At 45.5% G+C, this 13,789-nt stretch carries 15 protein-coding genes; 3 read left to right on the top strand and 12 right to left on the bottom strand.

The window, feature by feature from the left end; all coding sequences use genetic code 11:
- Positions 1-134: 134 nt before the first annotated feature.
- The 3 genes from NL643_RS11500 to sodB all read right to left on the bottom strand — a co-directional run bounded on the left by NL643_RS11500 (position 135) and on the right by sodB (position 2,254).
- A complete protein-coding gene (locus NL643_RS11500; protein WP_053808810.1) occupies positions 135-878 on the bottom strand; it encodes an SDR family oxidoreductase in 744 nt (247 codons plus the stop codon).
- 132 nt (positions 879-1,010) lie between these two features.
- Entirely contained in the window at positions 1,011-1,514 is a 504-nt protein-coding gene (locus NL643_RS11495; RefSeq protein WP_012841566.1) for a VC2046/SO_2500 family protein, read from the bottom strand.
- Between the two features lie 155 nt (positions 1,515-1,669).
- Positions 1,670-2,254 (bottom strand): superoxide dismutase [Fe], encoded by a 585-nt coding sequence (gene sodB / locus NL643_RS11490; RefSeq protein WP_005396533.1) that lies wholly within the window; start codon positions 2,252-2,254, stop codon positions 1,670-1,672.
- Between the two features lie 284 nt (positions 2,255-2,538).
- Between sodB and NL643_RS11485 the strand changes: the two genes are divergently transcribed.
- Positions 2,539-2,874, top strand: coding sequence for a Grx4 family monothiol glutaredoxin (locus NL643_RS11485; RefSeq protein WP_017635833.1), 336 nt, complete (start codon positions 2,539-2,541; stop codon positions 2,872-2,874).
- A 74-nt stretch (positions 2,875-2,948) separates the two neighbouring features.
- Complete coding sequence (locus NL643_RS11480) at positions 2,949-3,578, top strand: DsbA family protein (RefSeq protein WP_005396534.1); 630 nt, start codon at positions 2,949-2,951, stop codon at positions 3,576-3,578.
- Positions 3,579-3,653: 75 nt separating this feature from the next.
- On the opposite strand, the gene NL643_RS11475 is transcribed toward NL643_RS11480, so the two are convergent.
- Positions 3,654-4,979 carry a Na+/H+ antiporter family protein gene (locus NL643_RS11475; protein ID WP_005396535.1) on the bottom strand — a complete coding sequence of 442 codons (1,326 nt, stop codon included), beginning with the start codon at positions 4,977-4,979 and terminating at the stop codon, positions 3,654-3,656.
- A gap of 28 nt (positions 4,980-5,007) precedes the next feature.
- A complete protein-coding gene (gene rnt / locus NL643_RS11470; RefSeq protein ID WP_005396536.1) occupies positions 5,008-5,652 on the bottom strand; it encodes a ribonuclease T in 645 nt (214 codons plus the stop codon).
- Between the two features lie 263 nt (positions 5,653-5,915).
- Between rnt and NL643_RS11465 the strand changes: the two genes are divergently transcribed.
- On the top strand, positions 5,916-6,797 hold the full coding sequence (locus NL643_RS11465) for an OmpA family protein (protein WP_253644426.1): 882 nt from the start codon (positions 5,916-5,918) through the stop codon (positions 6,795-6,797).
- A 120-nt stretch (positions 6,798-6,917) separates the two neighbouring features.
- On the opposite strand, the gene NL643_RS11460 is transcribed toward NL643_RS11465, so the two are convergent.
- The 7 genes from NL643_RS11460 to rsxC form a co-directional block, all read right to left on the bottom strand.
- Complete coding sequence (locus NL643_RS11460) at positions 6,918-7,352, bottom strand: DUF2753 domain-containing protein (protein ID WP_005384886.1); 435 nt, start codon at positions 7,350-7,352, stop codon at positions 6,918-6,920.
- A 150-nt stretch (positions 7,353-7,502) separates the two neighbouring features.
- Positions 7,503-7,919 (bottom strand): lactoylglutathione lyase, encoded by a 417-nt coding sequence (gene gloA, locus NL643_RS11455; RefSeq protein WP_005380739.1) that lies wholly within the window; start codon positions 7,917-7,919, stop codon positions 7,503-7,505.
- Positions 7,920-7,951: 32 nt separating this feature from the next.
- Positions 7,952-8,593, bottom strand: coding sequence for an endonuclease III (nth, locus tag NL643_RS11450; protein WP_042522463.1), 642 nt, complete (start codon positions 8,591-8,593; stop codon positions 7,952-7,954).
- 64 nt (positions 8,594-8,657) lie between these two features.
- Complete coding sequence (locus NL643_RS11445; protein ID WP_005396543.1) at positions 8,658-9,350, bottom strand: electron transport complex subunit E; 693 nt, start codon at positions 9,348-9,350, stop codon at positions 8,658-8,660.
- The gene (rsxG, locus tag NL643_RS11440; protein WP_006743364.1) at positions 9,350-9,982 is read right to left on the bottom strand and encodes an electron transport complex subunit RsxG; all 633 of its coding nucleotides are present in this window, start codon (positions 9,980-9,982) and stop codon (positions 9,350-9,352) included. Before rsxG ends, NL643_RS11445 begins: the two co-directional genes overlap by 1 nt.
- A 7-nt stretch (positions 9,983-9,989) precedes the next feature.
- The gene (rsxD, locus tag NL643_RS11435) at positions 9,990-11,036 is read right to left on the bottom strand and encodes an electron transport complex subunit RsxD (protein ID WP_005396545.1); all 1,047 of its coding nucleotides are present in this window, start codon (positions 11,034-11,036) and stop codon (positions 9,990-9,992) included.
- A complete protein-coding gene (gene rsxC / locus NL643_RS11430) occupies positions 11,036-13,786 on the bottom strand; it encodes an electron transport complex subunit RsxC (RefSeq protein WP_253644425.1) in 2,751 nt (916 codons plus the stop codon). The genes rsxD and rsxC overlap by 1 nt, the downstream gene beginning before the upstream one ends.
- Positions 13,787-13,789: the final 3 nt, after the last annotated feature.

Raw genomic sequence — 13,789 nt, 5'->3', positions numbered from 1 at the left:
TCGTGTGAGTAAGGTTTTCGCTAGCACGAAACCTTAACCGGGAAAAAGTAAAGCCCCAGTCATTTGACTGGGGCTTTTTTTGTTGAAAGAGTTGAGTAATAGCGATCCGTTTACGCAACAAACACGTTGTCCATTCATACTTCTGTAGCAACCACTCTGCCACTAAAATACTCATTTGATACGATATATGCGGTATTGCGAACCAATTCATCTTGGATCTCGGCCCAGTGTCTTTCGTTAAGTTCTTCTCTTGTATGGTTTACCGAAGGAATGACGCCACCAACCCGAATATTAAATGGAGTGAGCTCTTTTGCCCAACTGTGAGTAAAACCTGACACCAAAGCAGCCATGCTTTCGACTCCCGTTAAATCTTCATGGCTGTCATGGGAAATGACGTTAACAATTACCCCTTTCTTATTTCTAGCGCGAAATCGTTCGGCTCCCACCTGGCCATAGGTGTAGAGGAAACGTGCTGCAGAAGACAAGTGATCAATGTAAGTACTCATAGGTTCGGGAGCCATCAAGCCTGGCATGGGAGAGCTCGTCCAGCAATTGACTATCACGTCTGGTGTCGCACGCAGCTGCGATTCTATCTGATCAAACAGTAAGTTAATGGACGTTGTGTTATCACTGCACACATTCATCGCATAGACTTTATCTGTGAAGGCACTAATCTGCTCATAGCTCGATTTTAGAGCGCTAGAGTTTTGGTCACAAAGAATCAACGTCGCTCCAAGGTGAGCAAAGTGACTAGCACAAGTCCTTCCTATAACAGAACCTGCAGACGTGACGAGAATAATTGATTCTTTAATATCCATAACACCTTCACTGTATCCCTGTGTGAAAAAAAATACACCAGTGGTTTGTGCTATTAGCATGGTTGAAATTAGAAAGGCTCAGTGTGAAAGACTTCAAACTAACGCTTTTGGATGAGGACTATTGTGCGGTAATTTGTAAGGCGTCACATTTCTGACTGTGGATACTGCAAGCTGTTGGTTGAACAATGATCTCTATACTTGCAGTTGAATTTGATACTGACGTTGAGCCGTCACTAGTTGATTGTATAGCCCTGCATCTGGGATGAGGTTTTTGTTGCGCTCGCCCAATTTGCGTCGCTCATGACCGGATAGGTTGTGATAAACGTCTTCAGGAAGATTAAACGTATCTTCCGGCAAGTAGGTCAGGGCGTCTGGTTTCAAGTAGTGACTCAGTTTCGCTGAGGGTAGACCTGCACCGTGGAATTGTTTTGCTTGCTGTGCTGCTAGCTCATAGCTGCTGCTATCAGAACGAAGAGCTTGAGGCGTTGACAATTCAAGTTGTTGACGGAGTATATCTTCGCTGGTGGCTACTTCTTTGATTTCCTCTACAGGTACAACGTCGCGTACATCGTTAGAAAACATCGACAAAATCAGTGCAAAATCGGCACGACGTCCTTCGTGGACAGCATGGTTTATACCATTGCCGAACTGAAGTTCGTTAATAATTGCCGCTTTGTCTAAAGTATGAATTTGCATGATGTTCCTCGCTCGATGCCATTTTAACGGCGTGTCTGAGAAGAACTTTAGGAAAAAGAAGAGATTAAATTGGAGTTTTTAAGCGAAAAATAAAAAGCTCGCTGGTTCAGCGAGCTTTTAAAATAAGACTAAATTGAACTTAGGGGGAAGTAAAATTACTTCGCTAGGTTCTCAGCTACGAAGTCCCAGTTTACAAGTGCCCAGAAGCCGTTCATGTAATCAGGACGTACGTTGCGGTAATCGATGTAGTATGCGTGTTCCCACAGGTCAACAGTTAGAAGTGGTGTTGTACCTTCTTCTGTTAGAGGAGTAGCAGCGTTAGAAGTGTTAACGATCTCTAGAGAGCCGTCAGCTTTCTTAACAAGCCAAGTCCATGAAGAACCGAAGTTGTTGATTGCTGAATCAGTAAACTTCGCTTTGAATTCTTCGAAAGAACCGAATGCTGCGTTGATTGCGTCAGCAACTGCGCCAGTTGGTTCGCCGCCCGCGTTTGGAGCAAGACAGTGCCAGTAGAACGTGTGGTTCCAGATTTGCGCTGCGTTGTTGAATACGCCACCAGTAGAAGTCTTGATGATCTCTTCTAGAGTTTTGCCTTCGAACTCAGTGCCAGGGATAAGACCATTTAGCTTAACAACGTAAGTGTTGTGGTGCTTACCGTGGTGGTAGTCTAGAGTCTCTGCTGAGATGTGTGGTTCTAGTGCGTCTTTCGCGTAAGGAAGAGCTGGTAGTTCAAATGCCATTACTCGATTCTCCATTGATTTGAAAGGATGACCTTTCGATTGCTTCCAGTGTTTTTTATAGCTATGTAGCCTTTAAGGCTGACTTGCTAAGTATTTTAGCAAGTTTTTACTTTATTAAAACCCCGATATGAAAATATTTTAAGGGGTTAGCGGCTGTGAAGTGCTGAATTGTTCGCCATCAAGCAACCTGAATTTAAGCCTTATTAATTATATGGTTTTTATTCTGTCGTTATTGAGTAGAATGTGGCAAATAAACAAAGTTCAAACCCATGAATGAGGAAGCGATGGAAACTATCGACAAAATCAAACAGCAGATCTCTGAAAACTCAATCCTGCTGTACATGAAAGGATCACCGAAACTGCCAAGCTGTGGTTTCTCTTCTCAAGCGTCACAGGCTCTAATGGCATGTGGTGAGAAGTTCGCTTACGTAGACATTCTGCAAAACCCAGATATCCGTGCTGAGCTACCAAAATACGCACAATGGCCAACATTCCCTCAACTATGGGTTGAAGGCGAGCTTATCGGCGGTTGCGACATCATTCTAGAAATGTTCCAAAAAGGTGAACTTCAGCCTCTAATCAAAGAAGCTGCAGCGCGCGCTGAAGATCAAGCTGAGTAATTCGTAAATACTCACATTTAGCGATAGAATACGAAGGAGCCGTACTGGCTCCTTTTTCTTTTTAGGTTAGTGGAATGAACATAAAGCTTTACTACGTGCATGACCCAATGTGCAGTTGGTGTTGGGGTTACAAACCGACGCTTGATAAATTGAAACAGCAACTGCCAGGCGTTATTCAGTTTGAGTATGTGGTGGGTGGTCTTGCGCCAGATACTAGTTTGCCGATGCCACCAGAGATGCAACAAAAACTCGAAGGTATTTGGAAGCAGATTGAGCGTCAGTTGGGCACCAAGTTTAACTACGATTTCTGGAAGCTTTGTACGCCAGTAAGAAGCACTTACCAATCTTGTCGCGCAGTTATCGCAGCGGGCTTTCAAGATTCTTATGAGCAGATGCTAGAAGCGATTCAACATGCGTATTACTTACGTGCGATGCCTCCCCATGAAGAAGCAACTCACTTGCAGCTAGCTAAAGAAATTGGTTTGAATGTTCAGCAGTTCAAGAACGATATGGACGGCTCTTTCTTAGAAGGTGTGTTCCAAGATCAACTGAGTCTTGCAAAGAGCCTAGGCGTGGATTCTTACCCTAGCTTGGTTCTTCAAATTAACGACGCTTATTTCCCGATTGCCGTGGATTATCTGTCAACAGAGCCTACCTTGAAACTGATACGTGAGCGTATTATTGACAATATGCCAGCGCAATAATCGCGATTTCAAATAACAAAAAGCCGCTCAATGAGCGGCTTTTTCGTAACTAAGTATATCCATCAAACAACGGTACTAAAGCACCATTGCAGCAATCCAACCAAAGATGATCAGTGGGATGTTGTAGTGGATAAAGGTTGGAACAACCGTTTCCCAAATGTGCTCATGCTGACCGTCGGCATTTAGACCAGATGTAGGGCCTAACGTCGAGTCGGACGCTGGAGAACCAGCATCACCCAAAGCGGCAGCAGTACCAACTAGCGCGATTGTTGCCATTGGCGAAAAACCAAATGCCAACGCGAGTGGAACGTAGATTGTCGCCAAGATTGGGATGGTTGAAAACGATGAACCGATACCCATTGTTACCAACAGACCAACAATTAGCATTAATAGCGCAGCAAGCGGCTTATTATCACCAATGCTGGTAGAGAGAGACTGTACTAATGTCTCAACGCCACCTGTTTGCTTCATTACCGCAGCAAAACCTGCGGCAGCGATCATGATGAAACCAATCATAGCCATCATATGCACGCCTTTTGTGAAGACATCGTGCGTTTCTTTCCAAGCAATCACACCGCCAAAAGTAAACACCATAAAGCCAGCTAGAGCACCAATAATCATTGAGCCAGTGTAAAGCTGAACACCCAATGCGGCGACAATGCCAAGAGCGGCCACCAAGATGTGCTTTTTATTGATAGCATGATCTGTCTCGTGAACGACAGTCAATTCCGTTTCTTCGTAGATGCGCGGTTTACGGTAGCTAACAAAGATCGCCAGCAATAGACCAAACAACATACCAGCACCTGGCAGTAACATTGCAGTTGGAACTTGGCTTGCAACCACGTTTTCCAAACCGTTGTCATGTAGGTTCTTTAATAGAATGTTGTTTAAGAAAATACCGCCGAAACCAACAGGTAAGATCATGTAAGGTGTGATCAAACCAAAGGTAAGAACACACGCGACCAAACGTCGATCGAGCTTAAGTTTCGCAAATACGCCCAAAAGAGGTGGAATCAAAATTGGAATAAAGGCGATATGGACCGGAATTACGTTCTGAGATGACATAGTGACAAGAACGAGCGCGACTAACACCGCGTACTTTAACCCGGTAGTCGACGCCGAGTTTTCTTTACCGTTTAAGCGCTTGATAACACTTTTTGCCAGTAGGTCCGTGATGCCGGATTTAGAGATGGCAACGGCGAAAGTACCTAACATTGCGTAGCTCAGAGCGATAGTCGCACCGCCACCTAAACCACTTTCGAACGCGGCAACTGTGTCTCCAAGGCTCATGCCTGCGACAAGGCCACCAACGATGGCACTAAACGTGAGGGCAACCACCACGTTTACGCGCATCAATGCTAACACGAGCATGACGCACACTGATATAACGACAGGATTCATACTTTTCCTAATATGTTGTGTTTACTTATTATTCTTCGTCAGCAAGCGGCCAACCGCCGAGGGCCTTCCATTTGTTGACAATACCGCAGAATAATTCTGCTGTTTTTTGTGTATCGTAAAGCGCTGAGTGTGCTTCACGATTATCGAATTCCATCCCGGCCGTTTTGCATGCTTTCGCGAGAACCGTTTGACCATAAGCAAGGCCACTCAATGTTGCCGTGTCAAAAGTAGCAAAGGGATGAAAAGGGACTCTTTTTAGTTTACAGCGCTCATTGGCTGCATTTACAAAACCTAAGTCGAATGCTGCGTTATGGGCAACCATAATTGCGCGCGAGCAATCTGCGGCTTTTTGTTCTTTGCGAATAAGTTTATAAATCTCTTTTAACGCTTCTTGCTCAGAAACTGCACCACGAAGAGGGCTATATGGGTCACGAATACCATTGAATTCTAGCGCTTCTTTTTCTAAGTTAGCGCCCTCAAATGGCTCAACATGAAAATGAATGGTGGAGGCCGGATGCAACACGCCATCTTCGTCCATTTTTAACGTAACGGCGCAAATTTCTAAAAGTGCATCAGTTTGAGCATTGAAACCTGCGGTCTCAACGTCTACTACCACAGGGAAATAACCACGAAAGCGTTTTTTCAAGGTCAGAGCTTCATTTTCTATTGTCATGTCGGCTTATTTTTGTGTGACGAAGGCTGCATTATTGCAGATTATACCGACGAGAAAAACCGCAATTTAGGAGAAAAACGGAATTCTATTTTGCATCTCATCAATACGCTCGATCGCATTTCGGGTGATTGAGTTACCATGATTAACGTTAATCGTAATATCACGATATTTCGCACGTTGGCGAGGTTTTTGCATGCCAGGTGAAGTGGTTCTATTGATTCAAATTGACGGCAACAGACTGCCGTTTAAGAGACAGTACTTAGATGAAGAAATGGCTGATTACTAGTGGCGTTGTATTTTCGTTGTTTAGCACAAGCAGTTGTGCTGTGATGGGCAAACGTTATGTTGCCACTCCACAGCAATCTCAATGGGAAATGGTGGTCAACACACCGTTAGAATGCCAACTTGTTCACCCTATTCCAAGTTTTGGAGATGCGGTATTTTCATCTCGTGCGAATAAAAAAATCAATTTAGACTTTGAGTTAAAAATGCGTCGTCCGATGGGAGAAACACGTAACGTCAGTCTCATCTCTATGCCGCCACCTTGGCGACCAGGTGAACACGCCGATCGAATTACAAACCTAAAGTTTTTTAAACAGTTTGATGGTTATGTCGGAGGGCAAACAGCATGGGGCATTTTGTCTGAGCTGGAAAAAGGGCGTTATCCGACCTTTAGTTATCAGGATTGGCAGAGCCGAGATCAGAGAATTGAAGTCGCATTGTCATCCGTGCTGTTTCAAAATAAGTACAACGCGTTTAGCGACTGTATTTCCAATTTATTGAAATACAGTTTTGAAGACATTGCCTTTACGATTTTGCACTACGAAAGACAAGGTGATCAGTTAACCAAGGCTTCCAAAAAGCGTTTATCACAAATTGCAGATTATATCCGACATAATCAAGATATCGATCTCGTGCTGGTGGCGACGTACACCGATTCAACCGATGGCAAAAGTGCGAGCCAAAGTTTATCTGAGCGACGTGCAGAGTCACTTCGTGATTATTTTCAGTCTCTAGGGCTACCGGAAGATCGAATTCAAGTGCAAGGGTACGGCAAGCGTCGTCCTATTGCAGATAATGGCTCGCCAATAGGAAAAGACAAAAACCGCCGAGTCGTAATATCACTCGGGCGAACCCAAGTGTAATGCATATAAAAACGCCGAAGCTGAAAGCTTCGGCGTTTTTAATTTACTGACGTTGTTAATAATATTTTAATGGGATTTTGCTAAGTACCTTTCGGTGATTCCGGCTGTATAATTTGGATGTTAGTTTAATCGGAATTTGGCAATGACTTCGCAATTGGTTGCGGTATCTATTTTTTCAACCTGTTTGGCAATAGCCGGATTAGGATGACGTTTCATGAAGTCTATTAATGCTTTAGTGCAACATCCTATTGAGTCGATAAAGCTTGCACATTCTTTATTTGGGCATTGTGGGATGAGTGTTAAGACTTTCTCTGAAGCCAGCTGAAGGTATTTGAGTTCATAGTCAGTGTCTCCGGCCCAACGCCAGAACTGAGCTAAGTTATGACAAGAAATCACAGAAATTAATAATCGCTCGTCTGCTTCAATTTCCACACATTCGCTAATATCTTCACTCAGGCTTAGGGCTTGCTGGTAATGAAGAATGCTGCGAACAGGGTCATCTAGTTGAAGTGCCGTATCGGCTAGAAGTGTGTGTTTTTCCCATTCACTGATCATTATCGTAATCCCGCATCTCGAAGTTGCGAACAAATCTAAACGATAATTATTATCAAGTAAAGTGTTTTGTTTATAAAAGGACAGGCAGATCGCAGACCTGCCTGTAATCGATGTTCAACTTGCAGTACAAGTGATTATTAGAAGTGCCGCTTAGCCTTCAAGACCAGCTGAAGCTTGCTTGTTTTGGATAAGCTCAATCATATAACCATCTGGGTCTTTTACGAATGCAATGTGCGTGCTTCCGCCTTTTACTGGACCTGGTTCACGCGTCACATTACCGCCCGCCGCTTTGATAGCGTCGCAAGTTGTGTAGATATCATCAACACCAATGGCGATATGACCAAAAGCAGTACCTAGGTCATATTCAGTTTTACCCCAGTTGTAAGTTAGCTCGATCACAGCACCTTGGGATTCGTCACCGTAGCCAAGAAACGCCAGTGTGTATTCGTACTCTTTATTCTCGTTCGTACGAAGCAACTGCATGCCCATAACTTCAGTGTAAAACTTGATGGATTTGTCTAGATCACCTACGCGAAGCATAGTGTGGAGAATTCGACCATTTGACATTTTTTGCTCCTAGCTTTGATTTTCAAATAGCGTTAGCTATCTGGATATACTTTCTCTTTATATTCGCACAAATCTTCAATAATGCAGCTACCGCAGCGAGGCTTTCTCGCCAAGCACGTGTAGCGGCCATGAAGAATGAGCCAGTGGTGCACATCGAGTTTGAACTCTTTTGGCACAACTTTTAATAGCTTTTGCTCGACATCATCAACCGTTTTGCCCATTGCAAACTTAGTACGATTCGACACGCGATAAATGTGCGTATCGACGGCAATGGTTGGCCAACCAAAAGCGGTGTTGAGCACGACGTTTGCGGTCTTGCGACCTACGCCTGGTAGCGCTTCTAACGCTGCACGATCTTCAGGAACTTCACCATTGTGTTTTTCCAACAAGATCTTACAAGTCTTGATAGTGTTTTCTGCCTTTGAGTTAAACAAACCGATGGTCTTTATGTATTCTTTTAAGCCATCAACTCCCAAATCGAGAATACTTTGCGGTGTATTAGCGACAGGGAAAAGTTTGTCGGTGGCTTTATTGACACTTACATCGGTTGCTTGCGCTGATAATAATACCGCGATTAGCAGCTCAAAAGGGGAGCTCCAGTTAAGCTCAGTTTGAGGATTCGGATTGTTTTCTCGTAATCGCTCAAGAATTTCGATTCTTTTTATTTTGTTCATTGCTGACTTCCAATACCGTCTCTGCGGTTTATGAAAAAGGCTCCTATGACAGAGCCTTATCTTGTTATGCGTTAGTGACGCGAGCACGTTCTATGGTTGGTTTTTCTTCTTTTGGTTGACGTGCCTGGACTGAATTATCGATGACATTTTTAAGCGCTATCAACAGACCAACGCCGATAAATGCACCGGGTGGAAGAAGCGCTAGCAGAAAGCTGTTGTCAAATTGGAAAACTTGAATGCGGAGAGCGGATGCCCAGTCTCCTAATAGCAGATCTGCCCCGTCGAATAGCGTGCCATTACCAATTAACTCACGCATGGCACCTAGCACGACCAAAACGCTTGTCATACCAAGACCCATCCATAAACCGTCTAATGCTGCAGGCGCAACATCATTTTTTGAAGCGTATGCTTCAGCTCGACCAATAATGATGCAGTTGGTTACAATCAGAGGAATAAAGATACCAAGAGACAGGTATAAACCATACGCATAGGCATTCATCAATAACTGAACACAGGTAACGAGAGAGGCAATGATCATCACGAACACAGGAATGCGGATCTCTTTTGGTACGTAATTACGAATAAGAGAAACCGTGACGTTGGAGCCGACCAGCACTAATAAGGTTGCAATACCAAGACCTAAGGCATTGGTTATCGTGGAAGAAACCGCTAGTAGTGGACACAGACCCAGCAGCTGTACGAGAGCAGGGTTATTGCTCCACATACCGTTTTTCATCAGCAATTTATTTTCACTCATTACTGCTCTCCTTCACAGCCTAACGGCTGGCTAAGAATGTCTTCACGAGACTGGTTTACGTAGTTAACGGTATTTCGCACCACTTTTACGACGGCTCTAGGTGTGATCGTTGCACCAGTAAATTGATCGAAATCACCACCATCTTTACGAACTTTCCATGAGTTCCAGTTACTTTCCGTGACTTGTTTGCCCGTAAAGCTCAGGATCCAGTCGGTGACACGAAGATCAATTTTATCGCCCAGGCCAGGGGTTTCTTGATGGCTTAAGACGCGTGTCCCCAAAATATTGCCCTGATTGTCAATCCCAGTAATAACTTTTATCTCACCATTGTAGCCATCTGGCGCGATGGATTCTATTGCGATTGCTGTCGGTTCACCATTCTTCGTGGCGAGGTAGGCTGGCATCGCACGTAATGTCCCCAGTTCTGGTGACGTGACCATAGTGCAGGCTTGCGTGAGTGCGTTGTCATGCATGTTTTCTGGAATGACTTGATTCAAAACAGAAAGCAATTGTTGTTGTTCTTGTATCTTGATTTGGTCTTTTGTTAGGTACTGAGTAAAGGCGACTAATCCGGTTGTTGCACAGGCAAAGATCGCAAGTGTCAGACCATTTTTTCTAATAGCGGTTAACATGTTTACCTCAGTGACCGTAAGTTCTAGGTTTGGTGTAGTAATCGATCAGTGGCACACACATATTTGCAAGTAACACTGCGAATGCAACACCATCAGGGAAGCCGCCCCAACTGCGAATGATAAAGACCAAAGCACCAATAAGCGCGCCAAAGATCAAACGTCCTTTAACGGTTGTCGACGCCGACACGGGATCGGTTGCAATAAAGAATGCGCCAAGCATGGTTGCACCTGATAGCAAGTGGAAGATTGGCGACGCAGTTTCCCCTGGGGTGAGTAAGCTGAACACGAGGCTAAATAGCGTCAGGCTCACTAGGAAACCTGCTGGGATATACCACTGGATGATGCGTTTTTTGATCATCACTAAACCACCAAGCAAGTAGGCAAGATTTACCCATTGCCAACCAATGCCAGCTAAGCCATCGAATATTGGCTGCGACAGTACTTCGCTTGGGGTTGCACCTGTATGAATACCAGTTTTAAATGCATCAAGTGGCGTCGCCATTGTCACGCCGTCAACCCCCGTTCGAACTTGCTGAAGCGATAAGCCGTCATAATCATAGCCCGTAAAAATTAAAGAGAGTGTATCTGCAAAATTTACGTGATCAGGTATGAGTGACGTCGGGGCACTCCAACTCGTCATTTGCACTGGGAATGAGATCAACAAGACCACATAAGCGACCATGGCAGGATTGAATAAGTTTTGACCAAGGCCACCATATAGGTGTTTAGCGATTACGATCGCGAAAATAAGTCCGATCACCATAATCCACCACGGAGACCATGGTGGGATAGCCACGGCTAATAACCAAGCGGTAACGATCGCACTGTTATCACGTAGTGCTCGCATCGGCGAACGTTTACGGAAGACCATAACTAAGGCTTCAAGTGATACAGCGACTGCGATGGCAAAAATCAGCTGAATAAGCGTTCCCCACCCAAAGAAGTAGGTCTGAGCCGCTAAACCTGGGAGAGCACAAAGTGCCACCCATTTCATTAAGTCAGGTGTACTACGACGGCTGTGGGTATGCGGTGAACTGGCAATAAAAAACGACACTACTCGTTCTCCTCAGTATTATTTTTATTAGCTTCTTGCTGCGCTTTGCGAGCCTTCGCGCGCGCAATAGCAGCAGCGACAGCCGCTTTTTTCGGATCTTCAGTTTGTTCAGCAGGCGTTTCAGCTTCTACCGTTTCGGCTGGTTCTTCTTGCTTAGCTTTACGCGCTTTGGCACGCGCAATAGCCGCAGCAACCGCGGCTTTCTTCGGATCTTCAGTTTGTTCAGCAGGCGCTTCAGCTTCTACCGTTTCGGCTGGTTCTTCTTGCTTAGCTTTACGCGCTTTGGCACGCGCAATGGCAGCAGCAACCGCGGCTTTCTTCGGATCTTCAGTTTGTTCAGCAGGCGTTTCAGCTTCTTCCGTTTCAGTTGAATCTGCTTGTTTCGCTTTACGCGCTTTGGCACGTGCAATGGCAGCAGCCACGGCGGCTTTTTTCGGATCTTCGGTTTGCTCGGCAGGTGCTTCAGCTTTTTCCGCTTCAGTTGAGTCTGCTTGCTTCGCTTTGCGCGCTTTGGCTCGAGCAATTGCAGCGGCAACTGCGGCTTTTTTCGGATCGTCGGTTTGCTCAGCAGGTGCTTCAGCTTCTTCCGCTTCAGTTGAGTCTGCTTGCTTCGCTTTACGCGCTTTGGCACGTGCAATCGCAGCAGCCACGGCGGCTTTTTTCGGATCGTCGGTTTGTTCGGCAGGTGCTTCAGCTTCTTCCGCTTCAGTTGAGTCTGCTTGTTTCGCTTTACGTGCTTTGGCACGTGCAATGGCAGCAGCAACCGCGGCTTTCTTCGGATCGTCGGTTTGCTCAGCAGGTGCTTGAGCTTCTTCCGCTTCAGTTGAGTCTGCTTGCTTCGCTTTACGCGCTTTGGCACGTGCAATCGCAGCAGCAACCGCGGCTTTTTTCGGATCGCCGTCTTGCTGTGCAGACGTTTCTGATTCTACAGATTCAGTTGAATCTTCTTGTTGTGCTTTTTTCGCTTTAGCTCGGGCGATGGCTGCTGCAACTGCCGATTTCTTATCATCAGCGTTGTTATCTGGCGTTTCGCCTTGTTCTTTTTGTGCTTTACGTTCGCGGGCTAGACGTTTGCGTTCTTCGCGCAGTTTTGCCATTTCTGAGTTATCAGGTTCACTAGAGCCTGCTTTAGCGGCTGCGGCCTGTTTTGCCTTCGCTTTGGCAATGGCTGCAGCGACGGCAGGTTTCACGGCTGGCTCTGCTTTTTCTGTTGTTTCTGTCTTCTGAGCTTTCACTCGTGCGATCGCTGCTGCAATCGCATCATCACCACCAGAAGATTTCATGTCTTTACGGCGCTGATCGGCTGCTTTCTTAAAGCGACTTTCACGTTCTGCTTTTTCGCGCTCCATGCGCGCTTTCTTCTCTTCAAAACGCAGCTTCGCTCGCTCAGCAGCTTCCGCTTCTTGTGTTCTGGTGCGAATTTCCGCTTTTGCTTGGCGGTAGTACTGTACGAGAGGAATTTCACTTGGACACACAAACGCACAAGCACCGCACTCGATACAATCCTTTAAGTTTAGTTCTTCGAGTTTGTCATACTCTTCAGCTTTTGCATGCCATTGCAGTTGCTGAGGTAGCAGTGAAGCAGGGCAAGCTTCAGCACATTGGCTACAGCGAATACATTCCATCTCATGTTGGTGTGGAGAGATCTCACGACGAGTCGGGGCAAGGATACAGTTTGCTGTCTTGGTAATCGGCACTTGAGAGTGGGGAAGGGTGAAGCCCATCATTGGTCCACCCATGATTAAACGTTGTAACTTCTTATCGGCTTTATAGCCAAACTCATCCAATAACGCCTGTACTGGTGTACCTAATAATGCCCAAACATTGCGTGGTTGTTTGAATGTTTTACCGGTGAGAGTCACCACGCGTTTTATCATCGGTTCACCATCGATGATTGCGCGTTTGATTGAGTAAAGAGAACCGACATTTTGAACCAAAATACCAATATCGGCTGGAATTGCGCCGCTTGGTACTTCTTTATTGGTCAAAATTTTGATCAGCTGTTTTTCACCACCAGAAGGGTATTTAGTCGGGATAACGCGAATGACGATATCTTTGTTTAGAGCCGCAGCTTCTAACGCTTTAATTGCCTCTGGTTTGTTATCTTCAATACCAATAATCGTGAGCTTTGGTGTCAGGATATGTTCGACAATCTCGATACCTTGGATGAGCTCTTCGGCATGCTCTTGCATGAGCTTGTCATCTGATGTGATGTATGGCTCACACTCAGCCGCGTTGACGATAAGAATCTCTGTGCGAGCAAAACCTGATTGGATTTTTTTTGCGGTAGGGAAACCTGCGCCACCCATACCTGAAATGCCTGCGAGACGAATAATATCGATCAGTGCGTCAGGTGTTTCTTGTTTGTAATCCGCGACGGGTTTTCTGTCACACCATGTATCGTTACCATCAGGGGTAATGACCGCACAGAGTTCACTCAGACCTGAAGGGTGAGCAACGGTTCTGGGCTCAATTGCGGTGATCGTACCCGATGTAGGAGCATGCACTGGAACGGTAAAACCAGTTTCGGATTGCGTTAATGGCTGACCTTTTAATACGTGGTCACCTTCGGCAACCAATAAGTTACCAGCCTTACCAATGTGCTGTTTTAGCGGTAATACAATTTCTGATGGGATAGCCGCGTGAACGAGCTCAGTTTTGTTGGACTGCTTTTTGTTTTCTGCCGGATGCACACCACCAGGGAAATCCCAAAGCGAGCCTGTACGAATTTGTTCAATCAAAGACAACATGCG

The organism is Vibrio sp. Y42_MX_L11 (assembly GCF_024181785.1).
GTDB classification, from domain to species: Bacteria; Pseudomonadota; Gammaproteobacteria; order Enterobacterales; family Vibrionaceae; genus Vibrio; species Vibrio diabolicus.
This window is presented reverse-complemented; position numbering and strand designations above follow the sequence as displayed.